Origin of the sequence: Bacillus sp. AFS077874, from assembly GCF_002566505.1 — a bacterium.
Lineage (GTDB): Bacteria > Bacillota > Bacilli > Bacillales > Bacillaceae_G > Gottfriedia.
Window position 1 is genome coordinate 100,188 of the sequence record NZ_NUYF01000014.1, and the last position, 21,984, is coordinate 122,171.

Sequence of the window (21,984 nt, forward strand, 5' to 3'; positions counted from 1 at the left end):
CTGAAGGTTAGATAATTCTTACAGAAATAACACCCTCAATATCTTTTAACAACTGTTCAACTGGACCATTGATTGTTTCATCAAGGTCAATCATTGTATATGCAAAAGCACCTTTACTTCGGTTAAGCATATCAGCAATATTTACTTGATAGTTTGCTAGTAATCCTGTAATTTGACCGACCATATTTGGAATATTTTTATGTGCAATCGTAATACGTTTTTTCCCTGTATAAGGTAATTCTACATTTGGAAAATTAACGGAGTTTTTAATATTACCTGTTTCCAAATAATTTTTTAATTGTTTTGCTGCCATTCGGGCACAGTTTTCTTCTGATTCAGTTGTTGATGCTCCTAAATGAGGAATTGGAATGACATTCTTCATACCAATCACTTTTTCATTTGGAAAATCAGTCACATAAACCCCTACAGTCCCGTTATTCAACGCATATTCTAGCGCCACATCATCTACTAATTCAGACCGTGAAAAATTAAGTATTCTTGCTCCCTTTTTCATTCCAGATAAAAGTTTTTCATTCACAAATCCTTTTGTTTCAGGTGTTAAAGGCACATGGATTGTTATATAATCGCATGTTGAAAAAATCTGCTCTAAATTATCGATTCGTTGCACATTCCTAGATAATCGCCATGCAGTTTCGACTGAAATATAAGGGTCATAACCATATACTTCCATATCCAACGCAAGCGCATCATTTGCTACAAGTGCACCAATTGCTCCTAAACCAATAATACCTAATTTTTTTCCTGCGACCTCTGCTCCTGCAAATTCTTTTTTACCAGCTTCGACAATTTTAGAAACATTTTCTTCACCAAATAATGAACGAGTCCACTCAATTCCTTCAATAATTCGTCGTGAAGAAAGGAATAAACTTGTCAGAACTAGTTCTTTAACTGCATTTGCATTTGCACCAGGCGTATTAAATACAACAATACCTCTTGAAGTACACTCATCAATTGGAATATTATTGACCCCAGCGCCAGCCCTTGCGATTGCTTTAACACTGCTTGGTATGCTCATTTCATGCATACTATGGCTTCTTAAAAGAATTCCATCCGGTTCATTTAATTGATTGTTAATAGTATAGTTTTCCAAAGGAAATTCTTTCATTCCGTGCTCAGAAATATTATTTAATGTTTGAATTTTTATCATCTTACAATCTCCTCTAATATTTTCTTTTCAAATTGACTCATAAAATGAACTAATTTCTCAACGCCTTCTAATGGCATCGCATTATAAATACTAGCTCGCATTCCACCAACTGATCGATGACCTTCAAGATTCACCAAGCCAGCTGAATTTGCCTGAGCAAGAAATTGCTTATTTAATTCATCAGAAGTTGATGTAAATGGAATATTCATAAGTGATCTATTCTCTTTTTTTACTGGTGAAGAGAACAAGTCAGATTGATCGATAAAATCATATAATAATTGAGCTTTTAAAAGATTAGTTTGATAAATACGATTTAAACCACCTGATTCTTTAATCCATTCTAAAACTAGCATCGCTACATAAATGCTGAATGTAGGAGGTGTATTATAAAGTGAAGAAGCTTCTACATGTGTTTTGTAGTCGAGCATTGTCGGGCAATTTTTATCGGCATTTCCAATAAGATCATCTCTAATAATGACAATTGTTAACCCTGCTGGACCGATGTTTTTTTGAGCTCCAGCATAAATTAAACCGAATTGTGAGACATCAATTGGTTCAGAAAGAATATTTGAAGAAAAGTCTGCAACTAATGGAGAATTTGTTTTAGGGTAAGTAGAGTATTTTGTCCCCTCAATTGTGTTATTCGTTGTAATATGTAAATAATCGTATGGTTCAAAAAGGGCTAAATCTTCTAAATTAGGAATATATGAAAAATTTTCATCCTCAGATGAAGCGATAACATCAACATCTACATATTTTTTTGCCTCAGAGATTGCTTTCTTTGACCAAGTTCCTGTATTAATATAAGCAGCTTTTTTATGCTTTCTTAATAAGTTTAATGGAATCATTGAAAACTGAGTTGATGCTCCACCTTGTAAAAATAACACTTTATAATTTGATGGAATTTCTAAAAGTTCACGTAATAAGCTTTCACATTTCTTAATAATTCCTTCAAACTCAGCCGAACGATGACTCATTTCCATAACTGACATACCAGAAGTACCGTAAGAAACAAGTTCTTTTTGTACCTTTTCCAATACTGGAACAGGCAAGACAGATGGGCCTGCAGAGAAATTAAAAACGCGTTCCATAAAAATCATCCTCACTAGTTATTTTTATAATATTCTAACTTTAAACTACTCATATACGTTGGTCAATAAAAGATGAAATAAAATCATAAAAAATTCACAAAATATTTTAATTTTCGCATTTCTGAAAAGTGAATGTAATGATTGAAGTACTTAAATTAGTAAATTTACATGAATACAAACGAAAAATTAATTCGGTTAATACTTTGATTAAAAAATAAAAATGCATAGTTTTAGAAGAAAATGGAAAATTTAATGATTAAATTGTTTTTAAGGGAGTTTAAATGTTTTCTAAATGGTTTAACAATCCAGTTTATTTTCGTTATGCTTTTTACATTTCTTTTGCGGTGAGTGTATTATTTAATCTAATTTGTTCTAAAAAAAGTGATAGTTTTTACCTACTGTACATGCTTGATACTGTATTATTTGGACTTGGTTTTTACAACTGTTCTAATTGGTTTATCATTTTAGTTTCTACAATAATAGTACTTTCTAGATACTATTTAGTTCCCCAGGCAGGGCATATTATTAGCTACCTAATTACATATTACTTAAAAATTTATGTGCAGTCATCCATCAAGGGGGGCTATTACATGATATTGGTAAAATAGGAATTCCGGAGCATATTTTACTGAAGCATGAGAAATTGACTGAAGATGAATATAATACAATTAAAAAACATCCTGTGATTGGATATGACATTATTAAACATATTGCTATTTTTAATGAAAATGGCATCCTTGATAGCGTTTTATACCATCATGAAAGATACGATGGAAAAGGATATCCAAGAGGACTAAAGGGTGATCAAATTCCTTTAACTGCTAGAATAGTAGCAATAGCCGATAGCTATGATGCGATGATCTCAAATCGATTATATCGTAAAGGCATGTCTTTAGAAGACTGCTTAAAGGAAATAGAAAAGAATAAAGGAACTCAATTTGATCCTGAGATTACTGATGTTTTCCTTAGCTTATTTGATTTTAGAGAATGAAAAGTTTCAAAAAAAAGAGGGTATCCCATAAGTTTTATGGGGGACCCTCTTTTTTATTGAAAAGCTACAGAAGAACAGGAGAGTGCAATTAAAATCTGAGAATCGCAAATAAAATTAGGAAAACTGCAATTTAAATTAGAAAATCGCAAATAAAATTAGCAAAACTACAATTAAAATCCAGTGAATCGCAAATAAAATAAAAAATTACCCATACCATTTAAGGTATTATGGACTGGAAATTCGGAAAGCGAGCATCCTGGAGAGGAAATCAACACACCAACTTCTAAAAAAAACAACAAAGATTAAACAAAAACGATTAATTATAACGAATCCGTATTTACTTTGAAGACGAAATTTATGTAGAACTGTAACGTTTGACTGTATACTTTCTAAATTATATAATAGTAATACTATTTAAAATGGGGAGGGTTGTCACTTGGGATCGAGTATCGCATTGGTGAGTTAGCTGAAATAGCTCAAGTTTCAAAAAGAACAATTGATTATTATACAAAATTAGGGTTACTAGAAGCAAAACGATCTGAATCAAACTATCGATATTATTCCACAGAGGCAATTGAGACTCTCAGATTTATTGAACATTGTAAAAAAATGAGAATCTCCTTAGAAGAGATAAAAGATTTACTGCAAACTAATTATAATCAAAAAAATTGTGTTTTTGAACAAATTCAACAAATATCAAATCAAATTATTGAGCTTGAAGCTAAATTAGCTCAATTAGTACCAGTAATATCGGGTATGAATGATTGTGAAAAAAATGCTTTAGTAGATTCATTGTCACATCATACATTTCCGTTATTTGAAACATTGAAACATTTTGTAAAATAATGACTAAATTAATTTTAAAACTTAACAATTTATTAAAGCTATAAAATAGGTATGTTTTACTAAATTATGGTAATCTATTAAGTAAGTAAAATAATAATTTTATATTTTTGTAGATTGAAATTCTCAGGAGGTGAATACTCGAGTAATATACTCGAGTTCGTCATTGGACATAGTTAACTTGTTTATGATTGCAGTTTTAATCGCACTTACAGCTTTTTTCGTAGCAGCAGAATTTGCGATAGTGAAAGTTAGATCAAGTAGAATTGATCAACTATTAGCCGAAAAAAAGCGAGGTGCAGTAGCTGCTAAAAAGGTTACGACGAGTTTGGATGAATATTTATCAGCTTGTCAATTAGGTATTACGGTTACAGCTTTAGGATTAGGTTACTTAGGTGAGCCAACGTTTGAGCATCTTATACACCCAGTCGTAGAATTTCTTGGATTAAACGGAACAATCGCTAAATCTATTTCGTTTATTTTAGCTTTCTCATTTATGACATTTATTCACGTTGTAATTGGTGAGCTAGCACCTAAAACGGTTGCTATTCAAAAAGCTGAATCGATCACACTAATACTTGCTACTCCACTTATTGTTTTCTATAAAATAGCTTATCCATTTATTTGGGCATTAAATAGTTCTGCAAGATTTTTTACAGGATTATTTGGAGTTAAGCCAGCATCTGAATCAGAAGAAGTTCATACTGAGGAAGAATTGAGAATTATTTTATCAGAAAGCTTTGAAAGCGGAGAAATTAATCAGGCTGAGTATAAATATTTAAATAATATTTTTGAATTCGATAACCGACTTGCAAAAGAAATTATGGTCCCTCGTACTGAAATTATCGGTTTATATGCAGAAGACCCAATTGAAGAACAAATTGAAATAATTAAAAACGAAAAATATACACGTTACCCAGTTTTTGGTGAAGATAAAGATGATATATTAGGTATGGTTAATGTAAAAGACTTTTTTATTCGATATCTTGATGGAAAAGTTGAAAAAACATACGATTTCGCAAACTATACTCGCCCAGTTATTCAGGTAATTGAAACAATCGCAATCCATGATTTATTATTGTTAATGCAAAAGAAACGTATTCCACTTGCAATTCTGTATGATGAATATGGTGGAACAGCGGGATTATTAACAATGGAAGATATTCTTGAGGAGATTGTTGGGGAAATACGTGATGAATATGATGATGATGAAAAACCAGCTGTTCAACATATTTCAGAATCACATAAGATTGTAGACGGAAAAGTATTAATTACTGAAATTAATGACTTATTTGGTCTATATGTTGAGGAAGACGATGTTGATACAATTGGTGGGTGGATTTTAACTCAAAATCACGACATCCAACAAGGTGAATCTGTCATATTTGAGGACTTTGAATTCAAAGTTGTTGAATTAGATTCACACCAAGTTAAATTAGTTGAAATAAAAAAAAATGAGTTTATTCAGGCAGTAAAATCATAAAGATAAAAATGAAAAAGAAGGATAACGGCATAAGTCTTTATACCTTCTTTTTTTTGATTCTTAAACAAATTAATACTAAAACCTTATAGTGTTATACTTTGTACAATAATTCACAAAAAGTTAACAACTTACAACTCCAATTCAATTCATTTTATTATAAAATAAGGTTGTAAGGTTGATTTGAACAGAAGTTCTAATTCTTCTACTAGTTATTTTATTAACTATTTCAATCAGCTTATTTTTTAATCGTTTCGTACAATACCTCATTTTTCCCCCTCTACTTTTCTAAAGTAAGAGGCTTTTTTTTGCATAATTCTACCTTTATTGAATACATATAAATTAAATATTTGTAAAGGATTGTCGATAGTTAATAATTAAAAAAATTTGTTATAGGGGTGTGAAGTGCTTGTCAGATGCTCCCTCGGGTAATGGTATAAAAATTTTTTTAGACTTTATTAACCGACTTTTTTTTAAGGAATCTAATGATCGAAAAAATGTAGAGTCAAAAGAAAAACATCTTTTAACTCATAATTATTTATTTGATGTTGATGATGAAGAACAATTTAACTTGTACGAAGATGAATTATTTTTAAGAATAATCACTTTTAAAGAAAAAAAAGTAAATGACATTTTAACACCCCGAACAAATGTGGTAGCGATTGATATAAATGAATCTGTGGACTATATATGTAATTTATTTTTACAAGAACGGTATTCTAGAATCCCAGTTTATGAGCAGGATATTGATCATATAATTGGTGTAATTTCTGAAAGGGAATTTTTAACTCAACTAATACAAAAAAAAACAGTTAATATTCATGAACTGATTAGAGAGCCGATTTTTGTTATGGAAACAATGAAAATTTCTACAGTGCTAAAACTTCTTCAAAAACAAAATGCACATCTAGCTATTGTTATGGATGAATTTGGAGGAACTTCCGGTATCGTTACGCTTGAAGATATAATTGAAGAACTAGTTGGCGAAATTAGAGATGAATTTGACGAGCAAGAGGATGAGTTTTTCCAAATAAATGAGAATGAGTACCAATTCCAAGCCGCAATTGACTTATCGAGTTTTTTTAATCGATTTAACATAAAAAAACCTAGTAGTAGATATTTAACATTAGGTGGATGGTTATTTGAAAGTTTTAAACATATACCAAAAAATGGAGAATTACTTCAATATAAAAATTTAACCTTCATCATTAAAGAAGTTCAAAATAGAAGAATCCAAAGTGTAATTGTAAAAATAAATCAACAAAATTTGCAAAGTAAACTCGGTTCTTAGGAGCCGAGTTTTTTATATTATTAAAAACAATCTTGTCAATTATAATTATCAAAATTTCGTAAAAGGAGTTGAGTGATGTTGATTTCCATTACAGGATGCTCGCTTTCCATGGGGCGAGATTCTTTCGCCTCTTCGGCAAGCCTGCGGGGTCTCAGCCTTCCCGCTTATCCCATAGGAGTCGAGCATCCCTCCATTCCAATCAACTAATTCTTCAAAAAAAGTTTACGATAAAATACTAATTAAATATCCTTTACTTAGTGTAACAGTTTAATAAACGATTTTTAAGTCAATTGAGATTGAACAATCAATTATAAATAATCATTTAGAACGATATATTTAAAATTTGCTCTTAAAATTTTTAATTAATTTAATAAAAAACAATTACTATAGATTGTTGGTATATTAAAATTGTTGAAACACTTTAACATTTAAAATCGTTAATAAATATAAAATGAATATTAACTTCCACTAAATTTTGTATTCTCTATAGATCGTGTTACATTTCAACACTCTGTAAACTCGTTCTTAGGAGTCGAGTTTTTTTATGTTTGTGTTGACGATGCAGTTTAGATCTTAAAGAAAATAATATGATTACGATTTTTACTTTCTTATTTTGGTAATTTTAGGTTAATGATAAATTCTTGTTTTCCTTAGACGCCCGATTTTTCCAAATTTCTTTTTCTATCATAAAAATAGAATTAAAAAGGCAAAAAGAAAAATAATAAAAATATAAGATTTTTTTGTTGTAATTTTTTAATACATGCAATATATTTAAGACACACAATTCAAAACAAACAATTCCGATAAGGTTAAGGGAGATTGAAGAATGAATATTAAGAAAATTGGTTTAACATTAGGTTCGTTATTTTTAGCAGCAGGTGTTATGGCAGGTTGCAATACAAATAAAAAAGAAGAAACTGCAAAAGGAAAAGATTTATTAACTCAAGTGAAGGATAGCGGAGAGTTAAAAATTGGTACTGAAGGTACGTATGCACCTTTCACGTTCCATGATAAATCTGGTAAATTAACAGGTTTTGATGTTGATTTAGCAAATGAAGTTGCAAAACGTTTAGGAGTAAAACCAAAATATTTTGAAACTCAATGGGATGCAATGTTTGCAGGTTTAGATGCAAAACGTTTTGACATCATTGCAAATGAAGTTGGTATTAGACCAGATCGTGAGAAAAAATATTATTTCTCTGATCCATATATCACTTCATCAGGTGCATTAGTTGTAAAATCTGATTCAAAAGTTAACTCATTTGATGGAATTAAAGGCTTAAATGCTGCTCAATCTTTAACAAGTAATTATGGTGACTTAGCTAAGAAATATGGAGCTAAATTAGTTGGGGTAGAAGGTTTTAGCCAAGCAATTCAATTAATTGAAACAGGCCGTGCTGATGTTACAATCAACGATAAATTATCAATTCAAAACTATTTAAATGAAACTGGCGACAATAAAGTTAAAATTGCAGCATTAGAAAAGGATGCTTCTAACAGTGGATTTATGTTCCGTAAAGATGATGATTCATTAGTAAAAGCAGTGAACAAAGCACTTGCAGATATGAAAAAAGACGGGAAGTATGATGAAATAGTACAAAAATGGTTCGGTAAAGATGGACTTAAATAATATACTCAGCCCAGAGTGGAGTGACAATTTAACCATTGCGAAGGATTCTTTCCTTCCAATGGTTAAAACTGCTTTAATAGGCACTATTCCATTAACAATTATTACATTTGTAGTAGGTATTGTATTAGCATTTATTACCGCACTTTTCCGTCTGTCAGGTAATAAATTCTTAAATGGAATAGCAAAATTTTATGTTTCAATCATTAGAGGGACACCTCTTTTAGTACAATTATTTATTATTTTTTATGGTTTACCTTCGATACATGTAACAATATCACCTTATATTTCTGCTATTATTGGTTTTTCATTAAGTGTTGGTGCTTACGCATCTGAAATTATTAGAGGATCAATCCAGTCGATTGATAAGGGGCAATGGGAAGCTGCTTATTCAATCGGCATGACATATAATCAAACATTAAAACGAATTATTATTCCTCAAGCGGCTAGAGTTTCTTTACCGCCGTTATCAAATACTTTTATTAGTTTAGTAAAAGACACTTCTTTGGCTTCATTAATTTTAGTTACTGAAATGTTTAGAACAGCTCAGGAAATAGCTGCAACGAATTATAAATTTTTAGTTGTTTATATAGAGGCTGCATTCATCTATTGGATAATTTGCTTCTTCCTTTCAGTCATTCAAGGTCGATTAGAAGCTCGAGTTGAACGCTATGTTGCTAAGTAATGGAGGAAGAACATATGATAAAACTAGAAAATATTAAAAAAAATTTTGGTGAATTAGAAGTATTAAAAGATGTTAGCTTAAATGTAGAAAAAGGTACTGTTACTGCTATTATCGGCCCTTCTGGTTCTGGGAAAACAACATTTTTAAGATGTATTAATGTTTTAGAGCATCCGACAGATGGTAAGATAACAATTGATGAACAGACATTAGATTTTTCTAATAAAGTTACGAAAAAAGAAATTATTTCTTTAAGAAGTAAAACAGGTATGGTTTTTCAACAACACCATTTATTTCCTCACTTAACAGCGTTAGAAAATGTAATGGAAGGTTTAGTAACTGTACAAAAAATAAAAAAAGATGTTGCAAAACAAAAAGCAATTGACTTACTTACTAAAGTAGGATTAGAAGAGAAAATAAATTTATTACCACATCAACTTTCAGGTGGACAGCAACAGCGTGTGGGGATAGCTAGAGCGTTAGCCTTAGAACCAACAGTCATTTTATTTGATGAACCAACTTCAGCATTAGATCCAGAGCTTGTACAAGAAGTTCTAAAGGTAATGAAGGAGTTAGCAGAAGAGGGAATGACAATGATTGTCGTTACACATGAAATGAAATTTGCTCGAGATGTAGCGGATGAAGTCATTTTTATGGACGGTGGTTATATTGTTGAACAAGGTCATCCTAAAGATGTTTTAGAGCATCCTAAACATGCAAGAACAAAACAATTTTTACAATTAATACAATAATTTTTAAGATAAAATAATTTACAATATAGTGTAGAAAACTAGTACTAGATGTTGATCTAGTGCTTTTTTTATGTAAAAAACGCGGAAAAACCAATTAAAATGTTTTTTCCAAAATTTACATTAGCTAAACATACATATGTTAATCGATTAGAGTCATACTATCATTACACTACTTAAGGAGGTGAGACAACATGGCAAACAACAATAGCAGCAACAACTTAGTAGTAGCTGGTGCTCAATCAGCATTAGATGCAATGAAGTATGAAATCGCTTCTGAGTTTGGAGTAAACTTAGGTCCTGATACTACAGCTCGTGCTAACGGTTCTGTAGGTGGTGAGATCACTAAACGTTTAGTTCAAATGGCTGAACAAAGCTTAGGTGGTTATACAAAATAATAGCTATGGCTAATAAGGGATGGAGATTAATCTCCATCCTTTCTTAATGAAGTAAATGAAATTGGAGTGAGCTTTTTATGGATGGTATTTGTCCACTGTGCAATGGAATTGAGTATTATAAACTAAAATGTCCAATTTGTGAAAATCATTGTGAAGATAAAGGCAGAGCTGTTGATTACGAAGATAAATATAGTCCATATTTAGATTATGACATTTCAGCAAAAGCTGATGGTTTAACTGAGCTAAATTCAAATCAGTATTGTACTCATATGTTTAATTGTCCGGATTGTAACGAAGGTTTTCTTAAAATTATTGAGAAAATAAAATAACGCAGTACCAATTAAAATGGTACCGCGTTATTTTTATGTTTAATTTATTATTAAATTATCGAATACGAGATTCAGTTTCTTTATCAAAGAAATGAACTTTGTTCATATCTACTGCTAATTTGATTACTTGACCATGTGTAAATGTTGAACGTGCATCTAATCTAGCTACTAATGTATTTCCTTCAAAGTTAGTATAAAGCATTGATTCTGCTCCTAAAAGCTCAGCTACTTCAATTTTTAAATCAAGAACTGTACCTTGAGATGCTTCGATAAATACTGGTTCGTCATGTAAATCTTCAGGACGTACACCTAAAATAACTTCTTTTCCAACATATCCATTATCGCGTAATGTTTTCATTTTTCCTTCAGGTATAGCAACTTTTTTGCTGCCAAAGTTAAAATGACCATCTTCAACCTTACCAGAAACAAAGTTCATTGCAGGTGAACCAATAAATCCACCAACGAATACGTTTTCTGGGCGATCATAAACTTCCTTTGGTGTACCTACTTGTTGAATAATCCCATCTTTCATGACTACTAAACGTGTAGCCATTGTCATTGCTTCTGTTTGATCATGTGTTACATAAATAGTTGTCGTTTGAAGACGTTGATGTAATTTTGAAATCTCAGAACGCATTGCAACACGTAATTTTGCATCTAAGTTTGATAATGGCTCATCCATTAAGAATACTTTTGCATCACGTACAATTGCACGACCAAGAGCTACACGTTGACGTTGTCCACCAGATAAAGCTTTTGGTTTACGGTTTAAATATTCCTCAAGACCTAAAATACGTGCAGCATCTTTTACACGACGATCAATTTCTGCTTTGTCAAACTTACGTAATTTTAATCCGAAAGCCATGTTATCATATACAGTCATATGTGGGTAAAGTGCGTAGTTTTGGAATACCATTGCGATGTCACGATCTTTTGGTTGAACATCATTTACTCGCTTGCCGTCAATAAAGAAGTCACCTTTTGAAATATCCTCTAAACCAGCGATCATTCGAAGTGTTGTTGATTTACCGCAACCAGAAGGACCAACGAATACGATAAATTCTTTGTCATCAATGTGAAGATTAAAATCTTTTACAGCTGTTACGTTATTATCATAAATTTTATAAATGTGATCTAATTTTAATTCTGCCATCAGTATTACCTCCAACTATTTGTAATCGGTTTCATTGATTAAATTGTAAACATTTAAACGTTTTTAAACAATGTCAAAGGTTCACAAAAAAAATAGCCTACTTTGTACAAGGTGCACAAAATAGGCTTTAATTAATTTTCATTCACGATCTCAAGTAGATGAATTGCTAAAAATATAACTAGTCCATCCTCGAAATGCTTTAAATCTATACCAGTTTGTTCCGAAAACTTATCAAGACGATATTGAACAGTATTTCGATGTAAAAAAGCTTTTTTGGAAGTAGCAGTAACATTTAAATTTTGTTGAAGAAAGATTTTTACCGTTGAAAGAATTGGGTCATCAATTTTCATATCATTCAAAAATAAATTAGGTAATTCCTTTTGTAAATCATCTGGTAAAAAGGAAAGGATATAATAAAGCATTTCTTTTGAAAACCAAAGTATATTTTTTTGCTTTTTTACGGATAAAGCTTTTTTAAAACATTGATGTTCAATATCAAAATAAAGGCTTAGATTTGCTAATGGTGAGTAGCGTTTTCCTACAAAAAAAGTAACATCATGGTACAAGTCAGCTGCAATGATTTCTTGCATATGCTCTAAAAATTCTTTGTTAAAAGGTTGATCGATTATTTTTTCTATAATGACGCCTTCCTTAGCAGAATTCCAAACGACTATTACTTCTTTATGAAAGAATGCGTTGATTGCTTCTTCAAACTCATTTTTATTAGAGAATAACTGATTGCTATAAAAATGAATAAAACGAATTGAGGTAGGGAGAGTAGCTCCAGTTTCGAAAGAGAAGGGATTATGTCCTTTACTTAAAAATAAATATTGGAACCACTCGCTTTGTTCAGATGGCATCAAAATTGCATCTGATTCTAATTTTGTAAAAAGACATTCCAGTAGGTTATTTTGTTCCTCTGATATTGAATTTTTTTTAATCCCGAAAATTTCTTGATTCTCAGTAGAAAACCAAGAATAATCCATATATGTACTCTCATCAGGCGTGACTGAAATAGACTCACTCCCAAACAATGTCTTAATTTTATCAATCATATTTATTTCCTTCCGACGCATTATTTCATATTAGTTTATCATTGTTAATAAAAATAAAAAAGCTCAGACTGTTGACAAACGTTGGCTTTCTTCGTTGCTTCGTCTGTCTGCGGTGCTCATTACCGTTCAAAGGTAACTCCGCTCCTCACCAGCCCTCGCGCCTCGAAAGACAAACGCTTGCAATCAGTCTGAGACTCAAGTTTTTTGTACATTGTTACAGTAATCTTTTAACTACTGTCTAAAATTCGAAAGTTCATAAAATAGTCGAATTAAGTTTTCAAGTCCTTGTTCTTTGATTGCAATTTCGTCAAAGACCATTGGTTTTGAGTTAATTTCAAAAATATAGTAATGATTGTTTTGAATTCCGATATCCATTGAGAATTCATAAAAATGTGCATCATCCATATTTAATGCAATACCTGTTTGTTTGACTATTTCTTGTAATAATGAAAAATTTAATTCAATCGGTAGTTCTTCAATTGTAATAATGCTACCACCTCTAGGTACATGAGTTGTAATAGCATTAAATGTTCCTACTCTTACACCGATACCGGAAAGAATATAATTATTTTCATTTTTATGTGCAAGAATTCGTAGATCAAACTTTCTTCCATCAGGTAATTCGCTCACGATCCCTTGTTGACAAATAAAGTCCTCGCTTAATGAACTTAGAAATTTCCAACAATCACTAATTGATTTCACCAATTCTACATGAAATGCATTCCGGATTAAGACTTCTTTGTCACTTTTTAAGGAGAGCTTAAACACCCCAAATCCCTTTGAAGAATTATGTTTCTTTATATATAGAAATTTCCATTTTTTTAAATAGAAATATAAATCTTTTTCGCTAGTTAAATTGATTGTCTTTGGTATATAACTTTTTAAAAAGTCGTTTGAAGATAATATTGATGTTGTTTGTATTTTTGAGAGATATGATTCATTAAAAAAAGGAATGTTTAGTTCTGAGATTTTTTCTCGGAAATTTTTATAATCATCGTTAGATTCGTACTGAACAGATGGGATGCGATTATAAATTACGTCTGGTAAAGGGGAAAATAGTTTAAGCCATTTTTTTGTTTTAAAACAAAACGTATAACATGTAACCGAATTACCAGAGAGGGCGGTAGGGGTTATTATGATAGGTATACCGCCTTCAGTTAATACCTTCTTACAAATTCTTTTAAAGGTTTTAATATTTCCACTAAAAGGTAGCCGATCTTCGTTTGTTAAAATACCGATAATAGGGCCTAAATGGGTTCCGGTTTTTTTTACCTGAAATTGTATGGAATTTGAACGATCGTCGTGGGATGGTAATATAGTAAGCCGATTATGGCCTATGGAATATCTTGATTCACTATGGTCATGCGACCAAGTATTTTTATCAAGATGATAAAAAACAGAGATCATTTCATTGAAACCTCGAGTTCATTACCTTTTTTGGAAAGGTGAGTAGCATATTCCAAAAATAGTTTTTTTATCTGTTTGTCATTTTCTTGGAAATTAGGATTTGAAAAGATTGATCTTCCAGGTTTGGAATTCGCTTCGAAAAGCCAAATTTTTTCATCCTTATCAACACCTATATCAAATCCAATTTCTCCGATATGACCATCTACTTGACGATCTAAAGATTCACTAATTTTTAATGCTGCTGTAGATAATTTATCATGAATTCTTTTCGCTTTTTCCTGATCAAATAATTCTTCAAGAGTTTTCACTCGACCACCATTATTTAAGTGGGTAGTTGTGCTACCTTTTCCTGCTACTTTAGCGGCAATAACCGTTACATGCCATTTTCCTAAAGCATCCTTGTTTGTATGAACTCGGAAATCGACAGGCTGATGCTCGTAACGAATTAGTGAAATACCTTGTTGTACAATGAAGTCGTGTAACTTGGTGCTACGAAAAACATGATTAATTAAAGATTGAAGTGATGAGAATTTTTGAAGTTTATTTGTTTCATAATCACGATATCTACAATAATAAATTCCTTCTTCTCGGTGGTAACGAATTAAAATTACTTTTGAACCAAGGCTACCATTTTCGGGTTTTACATATACAAATTGGTATTGCGATAATAATTCTTCAATCGTGTCAAAATTATGGAACTTTACTGTTTTCGGGAGATAGTGTGCAACTGATTCTTCATTTTTCAATTTTACATATAAGTCCCATTTATTGAAGAATCCAGGATTAAACCATGGGATTTTGTATTCTTTTTCTAGTTTTTGACGTACTCGTTTAATTGATTTATGAACCTCAACCTTTCGATTAGGTAACCTATTATAAATAACCGTTGGAAAAGGAACGACCTCTTTGGTCCATCTTTTATTCGTAAAGAAATAACCTTGAATGGTTTCAGATTCCCAATCGATTCCGTGAGTACCAAATACGAATATAAAGCTATTTTTGTGATTATTTTCAGCAATTAAGTTTGCAAACATAAAGCTACGATCACCGATAGGGCGAAGTAGTGACTCAGTAAAGCCGGCGGTGAAAATTCCGACTAGTGGCCCAAGCTGTAAAGTATTTCCGATAATAATTGGCTCAATAGAACCTTCAAAAGGTATACAGAGCATTTCGACTAAATGCTCTGATATTGAAATAATATTGTGAAGTGTATTCATCGTAACTAGTTGACAAGGGTATTTTTTTTGACCAAAAGCAATATATTCAATATTTCTAGAAGTAGTAAGCTCTTCAGGTATACATACTAGATTCTTACTCTGTCGATGAGTAACGATTTTATAAACTTCATTCATTATTTAATTTCACTTCTTTCACTTTTAGATTTCGATTGTAAATGTAAACAATACTGAATTGGTGCTGAGTAAAGCTTTTGTTGGATAGAAGGGTCGGTTTGAAGTAAAACTTTTCTACCAGGCTTTGAATTAACATCTAAAATCCAAATGGCTTGATTTGAATCGATGCCTAAATCTAAACCAATTTCAAATAAAGGTAGAAAATTCTTTTCAAGGGTGACTGGTAATTGTTTGCAAATTGTCTCAATATCTTGCTGTAATATTAAAGCAGTTCGTTGATTAAATTGAGTGATCCATTCTTCAAATGGAACTGCATTACTTCCCGCACTTAAATTTGCAACAATTGAATTAGGCTGACCGATGCGAACACCTTTTCCAACTGCTTGCCATTCACCTTTTTCATTTTTTTGTAAAAGGATCCTTAAATCAAATGCTTCACGTGATTTTGTTTGGAGGTCTAGATAATTTTGATAAACATATCCTTTTGATTCTACAATCGGTTGTAGCCACTCAAAAAATTCATCGCGCGTTTCGTAAACAGTTTCAATTACTTCCTTTTGTTTTTGTGTTGAAACACTAATTGAATAAGCACTTAACGTAATAAAATAAATATTGATTCCTCTTGAACCATGGATTGGTTTAATGACGAGCTTGCGCGTTTTTCTAAGTTCTTCAAAAAATACAGCTAAGTGTAATAGTTTCTTTGTTTTAGGGATATATGGATTTAAACTTTCATCAGTTGCTAGAGCTTGATAAGTTTCCCATTTTCCTGGCAGTCCATATCCTAAAAAAGTGATGTCTTTACGTTTTTTTAGCCAGTCAACGATAGGCTTTGCTTGCTTACTTTTAATGCTTGGGGAATAGAAGCAACGATCATAAATATAATTCGGTATTTCAAATGTTGTTTTCTCCCATTGTTCTGTTTCTGCTATATACTTCCAACCCATAATTTCTTCAGTAGCTGGTTGAATATTAAAAGGGGTAAATTGAACGAATTCGTAACCAAGTTTACTTGCTTCTTTCGCCATATGCTGAACGTATTCACCTTCTTGTCTTTCTTTAAGAGATAAATAACCTATTCTCATTCTTTTCACTCCTTGTACTTATAAATATGATTGAACAAGAGAAAAAATAGCTTTTGTTGAAGGTCTAATTTTTTGAATTGGGTCTGAAACATCTAAATCCTTAGAAGGCTTTGAATTTATTTCGATAACCCAAGGGTTAAATTCATTGTCTATAGCGAGATCCACACCAAACTCCGCGAATAATCCATCAAAGGAGGAGTCTATACATATACAGCATTCGATGGCTAATTCAATCAATAACTTTTTAAAGTGAATTCGCTCTTTCTTTGGTAAATATTGACTTAAAAATTCATCAATTTTTTGAAGGTCTCCCCCACGGGCCAAATTGCTTACAAACTGCGTAGGGTGACCAATCCTTGCTACAGTTGAAGTTACTTCCCATTTATTAAATTTATTTTTATGACATAAAAATCTAAAATCAACAAGTCGATCATCCTTACTGATTAAAGGTAAGCCTTCTTGGATGATAAAAGTCCGCTTACTTAATTGCTGTTTAATTGGGTGAAATAGTTGAGAAATTGATTTATATTCAACTTCTACTTCGGAATTTTGGCTATTTTTTAAACGATACAAATCTTTATCTTTTGTAACCTTAAAAATGTTTCTTCCTTGGCTACCGTGAATGGGTTTAATAAAAACCGTTTCATATTTTTGAATAAAATTCTCTAATTGTTCGACTGAGCAGCATTCCTCAGTGTATGGAACGTATGGCTTTATATAGGCTGTATCAATCAGAGCTTTAAAAACTTCAAGCTTATTTAAGAAGCGAGCATTAAAAAAAGGTATTTGTTGACTTGATAGCGAAGAATTTAGTAATTTAAACTCTTTCGTTCGTTCAAGTCTTCTCGAATGAATTCGATTATGAATGATGGATGGGGCAGGTACATTCATTAAAGTCCAGCCATTTTCTGAACGCTTATATCCAGTTAATTCATTCGTTAGTAGTTTTTTTAATGTCGTTACATAGAAATCAATATCAGAGTCTCTGCATAACTCTGATAGTTCCTCACAAAGTGTCGTTATTGAACCGAGCGGATTTAATGACTCCTCATTGATCGAATCAGTTACTACAACAAAAGATTGGGGTTCTTGATTTTTAGGAAAAGATTGCAATGATTCTCCTCCTTTCCAAAATAATTGTCGTTGTATACTATGTGATATTCGCCTAGTTGGTGAATGTATTTAGGAAATTTTTAGGGAAGAAAGTTTGATTTGTTTTAGAAAGACTGACATATAATAGAATGTTTGCTATAGTGGAGATACAAAAGTTTATAGGAGGTAGTAACATGGCTGTAAATATTTATGATATTGCATACTCACTACAAAACGCTTTTAAGGAGCAACCAGAATTTAAAAACTTACAATCACTTTACTCACAAGTATTAGCTGATCCAAATGCAAAACCATTATTTATGGAATTTCAAAACTTCCAAAAAGCGATGCAACAAAAAATGTATCAAGGTGAAGCAGTTACACCTGAAGAAAATGCAAAAGGACAAGAAATTGTTGCAAGAGTGTCTCAAAATCCTTTAATTGCAAACTTAATGCAAGTGGAACAAAGACTAAATTTAGTCATCCAAGATGTAAATAAAATTGTCATGAGTCCATTAGAAGAATTTTATAAAGCTTTACTTGAACTTTAATATTTAAAAGGCAGGATAAGAAGAGGATCATTCATTCTTTTACTTTTTCCTGCCTTTCTTTAAATTTTTCCTAGCACATAAGAGAGACTTCATTGAAATGGAGTCTTTTTTAGTATAAGAATGGATATAATAACAGCCTATAATGTTCTAATTAAATGAAGCATGTCATATATTCTAGTAAGGTATTTCTTCGCGAAATGGGGGAGATTAAGTGATTTATAAGTTACTTGCAATTAATATAGATGGTACTTTATTGCAATCCAATGGAAAACTCTCAAAAGAATCGAAAGAAGCTGTTGAATACGTTCAAGACAAAGGGATTTATGTAACCTTATATACAAGTAGAAATTTTCAAGCTACAAAAAAAATCGCAAAAGCTCTTAAGGTTAATAACCTTTTGGTCTCTCACTCAGGTGCCTTTATCTCTTCAAAGCTTGATGAACCATTATTTGAAAAGAGAATTGAAGAGGAAGAAGCTTATGACATCGTTAAAAAACTAGAAAAATATGATTGTAATATTCGGTTGTCACATGAACATTTTTCAATTGGAAATCGAAAAAAATTACAATCTAATTTAGTGGCAAAAGCAGTTTTATCAAATGCTGATCCTGTCTTTTATCCAATCCAATTTGTTGAATCACTTTCAGATAGCATTCTGGAAAATTCAATATCACCTTTAAAAATCGAATGTTATTTCTCTGATGAAGTAGAGAAAAATAACGTGAAAAAAGAATTGAATGCAAAGTATCCACATCTTGATTGCTTATGTGATGAAGATCGTAAAATTGAAATCGTCCGAAAAGGAATTTCAAAATATTCAGGATTAAAACGATTAGGTGAACATTTAGGAATTTCTTATCACGAAATGGTTGTAATCGGAGATAATTATAGTGATTTACCATTAATCGAGCATGCAGGTTTAGGAGTTGCTATGTCAAATGCTCCTGTAGAGATTAAAAAAGTTGCTGACTGGATTACAAGATCAAATGATCAAAATGGTGTTCCTTATATGATCAAGGAGCATTTCAGGAAACAATTCCCACTGCCATTCTTAAAAACACATTTAAAAATCGAAAAATAAATAAAAGCCTGGTTTTCAAGAGAATCCTCTTCGAAAACCAGGCTTTTTCAGTGAATTTTAAATAATTGACCTCGTTACTCTTTAATTTTATACTTAAGTGATAACTTAAAAAGGTGATAAATAAAATGAAAATATATATTAAAGGCTTAGAGGATATTCGTTTTCAAAGACCGTTAGAGCTATTAGCTCAACTATTTTTTGAAGACTGTGATGTATCGTTAGAAAAAATAGATGCAGATATTGAAGTAAGTTTTGTGCTAGATGAAGTTAATAAACAAGTAACCGGTAAGCTAGGTACGAATTTCGAAGCAACTACAAGCTATGTAGATGGTAAAGATGATCGAGAATCATTTAAATTTAAAAAGAAAGCAGTTAATTTTGTCTTTTTATCATTACTACAAGAGCATACCGGAATTCAGCAAAAGTGGGGAATCTTAACTGGTATACGACCAACTAAGCTCCTTCATTCAAAACTTAAATCTGGTATGTCAAAGGAAATGGCGCATGAAGAGCTACGAAATGATTATTTAATCCATGACGAAAAAATTGAATTAATGCAATCAATCGTCGATCGTCAGTTAAAAGTAATACCAGATTTATATAACTTGCAAAATGAAGTTAGTCTTTATATTGGTATCCCATATTGCCCTACTAAGTGTGCTTATTGTACATTCCCAGCTTATGCTATTCAAGGGAAACAAGGTGCAGTCGATTCATTTTTATATGGATTACATTTCGAAATGGAAAAAATCGGCGAATTTCTAAAGCAACGTGGCATTAACATTACGACGATTTATTATGGTGGAGGGACACCTACTAGTATTACAGCAGAAGAAATGGACTTACTGTATGCTAAGATGCACGAATCATTTCCAAATATGAAGCAGGTTCGTGAAATTACGGTAGAGGCTGGTAGACCTGATACAATTACACCCGAAAAATTAGATGTTTTAAATAAATGGAATATTGATCGAATTAGTATTAATCCACAATCCTATATTCAAGAAACGTTAAAAGCGATTGGTAGACATCACACTGTGGATGAAACAATAACAAAGTACCATCTAGCCCGTGAAATGGGTATGAACAATATAAATATGGATTTGATTATTGGTTTACCTGGAGAAGGTTTAAAAGAATTTCAATATACATTAGATGAAACTGAAAAGTTAATGCCTGAATCATTGACTGTTCATACACTTTCATTTAAAAGAGCCTCAGAAATGACGCAAAACAAACAAAAATATAAAGTTGCAGATCGAGATGAAGTGCAGCAAATGATGAATGAAGCAACCGTATGGACAAAAAATCATAACTATCATCCATACTATTTATATCGTCAAAAAAATATATTAGGTAATCTTGAGAACATTGGTTACTCTGTTGATGGTCAAGAAAGCTTGTATAATATATTAATTATGGAAGAAGAACAAACAATTATTGGTTTAGGTTGTGGTGCATCTAGTAAGTTCGTAAATCCAGAAACTCGTCAAATAACTCGTTTTGCTAATGCAAAAGATCCTAAATCATATAATGACGGTTATGAGCATTATACAAATGCAAAAATTAAGATTTTAGATGAGTTATTTTCGAAAAGTAATCAATCAAATTAATGAAAAATAAAGGAATTTCCCCTTGCGATGTTTAATGTTTAAATTAACAATGAAAACAAGGGGGATTTTTTTATGTCTATTTCAAACACGGCAGAACATGTTTTATTAAGAAAAGAGGGACGAGTTGCCACTGTTGTATTTAATCGACCTGAAGTATTGAATGCAATGAATGAAGATACATTCAGACAATTTCGAGATGTACTGGATGAAATTGCTAGCTCAGACGTTGATGTAGTCGTTCTATGTGGAAATGGCAAAGGTTTCTCTTCAGGTGGAGATTTAAAATCAATGCTAAGTAACACAGATGAGTCTGCTTTTGGTCCAGTAATGGATTTAATTACAGATGTAGCAGTTAAATTATATACTTTACCTAAAATCGTTATTAGTGCGATTCATGGACCAGCTGCTGGAATAGGACTAAGTTTTGCTCTTGCTAGTGATTTCGTTCTTGCTCACGAATCAGGTGTATTGGCAATGAACTTTATCGGAATTGGCTTAATTCCTGATGGTGGTGCACATTACTTCTTAGAAAAAAGGTTAGGTGAAACAAAAGCTAAACAACTGATCTGGGAAGGTAAAAAACTAAATGCAACGCAAGCGCTAGAAATTGGTTTAATTGATGAAGTAATCAGTGGGGACTTTGAACAAAAAATTAATGAACGCGTGAAGTCTATTCTTCAAAAACCAGTAAGTGCGATGATCCAAACAAAACAAATCTACAGTAACGGTAACTTAGAGTCCTTAAAAAATGTACTTTTATTTGAAAAAGAAGGACAAAGTGCAATGAGAAGAACAGCAGATCATCAAGAAGGTGTACAGGCCTTTTTACAAAAGAGACTGCCGGTTTTTACTGGTAAATAAGGATCGTGAAATCGACTGGATTCGGTCGATTTTTTTGATTAGAAGAAAAGAAAAGATGTACAAATAAAATTAACAAAAGTACAAT

The 21,984-nt window shown here is 31.7% G+C and carries 21 protein-coding genes; 13 read left to right on the forward strand and 8 right to left on the reverse strand.

Going from position 1 to position 21,984, the window contains the following annotated elements; translation table 11 throughout:
• Positions 1–7: 7 nt before the first annotated feature.
• Both COJ46_RS16825 and serC read right to left on the reverse strand, forming a co-directional pair.
• On the reverse strand, positions 8–1,168 hold the full coding sequence (locus tag COJ46_RS16825; protein WP_097973799.1) for a phosphoglycerate dehydrogenase: 1,161 nt from the start codon (positions 1,166–1,168) through the stop codon (positions 8–10).
• Positions 1,165–2,259: a 3-phosphoserine/phosphohydroxythreonine transaminase gene (gene serC / locus COJ46_RS16830; RefSeq protein ID WP_097973797.1), complete on the reverse strand. Its 1,095-nt coding sequence runs from the start codon at positions 2,257–2,259 to the stop codon at positions 1,165–1,167. The genes COJ46_RS16825 and serC overlap by 4 nt, the downstream gene beginning before the upstream one ends.
• A gap of 628 nt (positions 2,260–2,887) precedes the next feature.
• Between serC and COJ46_RS16835 the strand changes: the two genes are divergently transcribed.
• The 9 genes from COJ46_RS16835 to COJ46_RS16875 all read left to right on the forward strand — a co-directional run bounded on the left by COJ46_RS16835 (position 2,888) and on the right by COJ46_RS16875 (position 10,649).
• Positions 2,888–3,250 (forward strand): HD-GYP domain-containing protein, encoded by a 363-nt coding sequence (locus COJ46_RS16835; protein ID WP_286133435.1) that lies wholly within the window; start codon positions 2,888–2,890, stop codon positions 3,248–3,250.
• A gap of 429 nt (positions 3,251–3,679) precedes the next feature.
• Positions 3,680–4,096 (forward strand): MerR family transcriptional regulator, encoded by a 417-nt coding sequence (locus COJ46_RS16840; RefSeq protein ID WP_097973794.1) that lies wholly within the window; start codon positions 3,680–3,682, stop codon positions 4,094–4,096.
• 163 nt (positions 4,097–4,259) lie between these two features.
• Entirely contained in the window at positions 4,260–5,576 is a 1,317-nt protein-coding gene (locus tag COJ46_RS16845; RefSeq protein WP_097973792.1) for a hemolysin family protein, read from the forward strand.
• 406 nt (positions 5,577–5,982) lie between these two features.
• Positions 5,983–6,864, forward strand: coding sequence for a hemolysin family protein (locus COJ46_RS16850; protein WP_141437755.1), 882 nt, complete (start codon positions 5,983–5,985; stop codon positions 6,862–6,864).
• 832 nt (positions 6,865–7,696) lie between these two features.
• Positions 7,697–8,494, forward strand: coding sequence for an amino acid ABC transporter substrate-binding protein (locus COJ46_RS16855; RefSeq protein ID WP_420488130.1), 798 nt, complete (start codon positions 7,697–7,699; stop codon positions 8,492–8,494).
• Positions 8,481–9,176, forward strand: a complete 696-nt coding sequence (locus COJ46_RS16860) for an amino acid ABC transporter permease (RefSeq protein ID WP_097973787.1) — start codon at positions 8,481–8,483, stop codon at positions 9,174–9,176. The genes COJ46_RS16855 and COJ46_RS16860 overlap by 14 nt, the downstream gene beginning before the upstream one ends.
• A 14-nt stretch (positions 9,177–9,190) precedes the next feature.
• The gene (locus COJ46_RS16865; protein ID WP_097973786.1) at positions 9,191–9,925 is read left to right on the forward strand and encodes an amino acid ABC transporter ATP-binding protein; all 735 of its coding nucleotides are present in this window, start codon (positions 9,191–9,193) and stop codon (positions 9,923–9,925) included.
• Between the two features lie 191 nt (positions 9,926–10,116).
• The gene (locus COJ46_RS16870) at positions 10,117–10,320 is read left to right on the forward strand and encodes an alpha/beta-type small acid-soluble spore protein (protein ID WP_097973784.1); all 204 of its coding nucleotides are present in this window, start codon (positions 10,117–10,119) and stop codon (positions 10,318–10,320) included.
• Between the two features lie 77 nt (positions 10,321–10,397).
• Entirely contained in the window at positions 10,398–10,649 is a 252-nt protein-coding gene (locus tag COJ46_RS16875) for a hypothetical protein (RefSeq protein WP_097973782.1), read from the forward strand.
• Between the two features lie 55 nt (positions 10,650–10,704).
• Here COJ46_RS16875 and COJ46_RS16880 read toward each other — a convergent pair whose 3' ends face one another.
• The 6 genes from COJ46_RS16880 to COJ46_RS16905 all read right to left on the reverse strand — a co-directional run bounded on the left by COJ46_RS16880 (position 10,705) and on the right by COJ46_RS16905 (position 17,814).
• Positions 10,705–11,802 (reverse strand): ABC transporter ATP-binding protein, encoded by a 1,098-nt coding sequence (locus tag COJ46_RS16880; RefSeq protein ID WP_097973780.1) that lies wholly within the window; start codon positions 11,800–11,802, stop codon positions 10,705–10,707.
• Positions 11,803–11,933: 131 nt separating this feature from the next.
• A complete protein-coding gene (locus COJ46_RS16885) occupies positions 11,934–12,857 on the reverse strand; it encodes a PucR family transcriptional regulator (protein WP_176522446.1) in 924 nt (307 codons plus the stop codon).
• A gap of 231 nt (positions 12,858–13,088) precedes the next feature.
• The gene (locus tag COJ46_RS16890; protein ID WP_097973777.1) at positions 13,089–14,264 is read right to left on the reverse strand and encodes a YheC/YheD family endospore coat-associated protein; all 1,176 of its coding nucleotides are present in this window, start codon (positions 14,262–14,264) and stop codon (positions 13,089–13,091) included.
• Positions 14,261–15,616 (reverse strand): YheC/YheD family endospore coat-associated protein, encoded by a 1,356-nt coding sequence (locus tag COJ46_RS16895; RefSeq protein WP_286133422.1) that lies wholly within the window; start codon positions 15,614–15,616, stop codon positions 14,261–14,263. The genes COJ46_RS16890 and COJ46_RS16895 overlap by 4 nt, the downstream gene beginning before the upstream one ends.
• Positions 15,616–16,701, reverse strand: a complete 1,086-nt coding sequence (locus COJ46_RS16900; protein ID WP_097973775.1) for a YheC/YheD family endospore coat-associated protein — start codon at positions 16,699–16,701, stop codon at positions 15,616–15,618. Before COJ46_RS16900 ends, COJ46_RS16895 begins: the two co-directional genes overlap by 1 nt.
• An 18-nt stretch (positions 16,702–16,719) precedes the next feature.
• Complete coding sequence (locus tag COJ46_RS16905) at positions 16,720–17,814, reverse strand: YheC/YheD family endospore coat-associated protein (protein WP_097973773.1); 1,095 nt, start codon at positions 17,812–17,814, stop codon at positions 16,720–16,722.
• Positions 17,815–17,987: 173 nt separating this feature from the next.
• On the opposite strand from COJ46_RS16905, the gene COJ46_RS16910 reads away from it, so the two are divergent.
• The 4 genes from COJ46_RS16910 (at position 17,988) to COJ46_RS16925 (ending at position 21,899) form a co-directional block, all read left to right on the forward strand.
• Positions 17,988–18,344, forward strand: coding sequence for a YlbF/YmcA family competence regulator (locus COJ46_RS16910; RefSeq protein WP_097973772.1), 357 nt, complete (start codon positions 17,988–17,990; stop codon positions 18,342–18,344).
• 211 nt (positions 18,345–18,555) lie between these two features.
• A complete protein-coding gene (locus COJ46_RS16915) occupies positions 18,556–19,425 on the forward strand; it encodes a Cof-type HAD-IIB family hydrolase (protein ID WP_097973770.1) in 870 nt (289 codons plus the stop codon).
• 125 nt (positions 19,426–19,550) lie between these two features.
• Positions 19,551–21,038, forward strand: a complete 1,488-nt coding sequence (locus tag COJ46_RS16920) for a coproporphyrinogen III oxidase (RefSeq protein ID WP_097973768.1) — start codon at positions 19,551–19,553, stop codon at positions 21,036–21,038.
• 72 nt (positions 21,039–21,110) lie between these two features.
• Positions 21,111–21,899: an enoyl-CoA hydratase gene (locus COJ46_RS16925; protein WP_097973766.1), complete on the forward strand. Its 789-nt coding sequence runs from the start codon at positions 21,111–21,113 to the stop codon at positions 21,897–21,899.
• Positions 21,900–21,984: the final 85 nt, after the last annotated feature.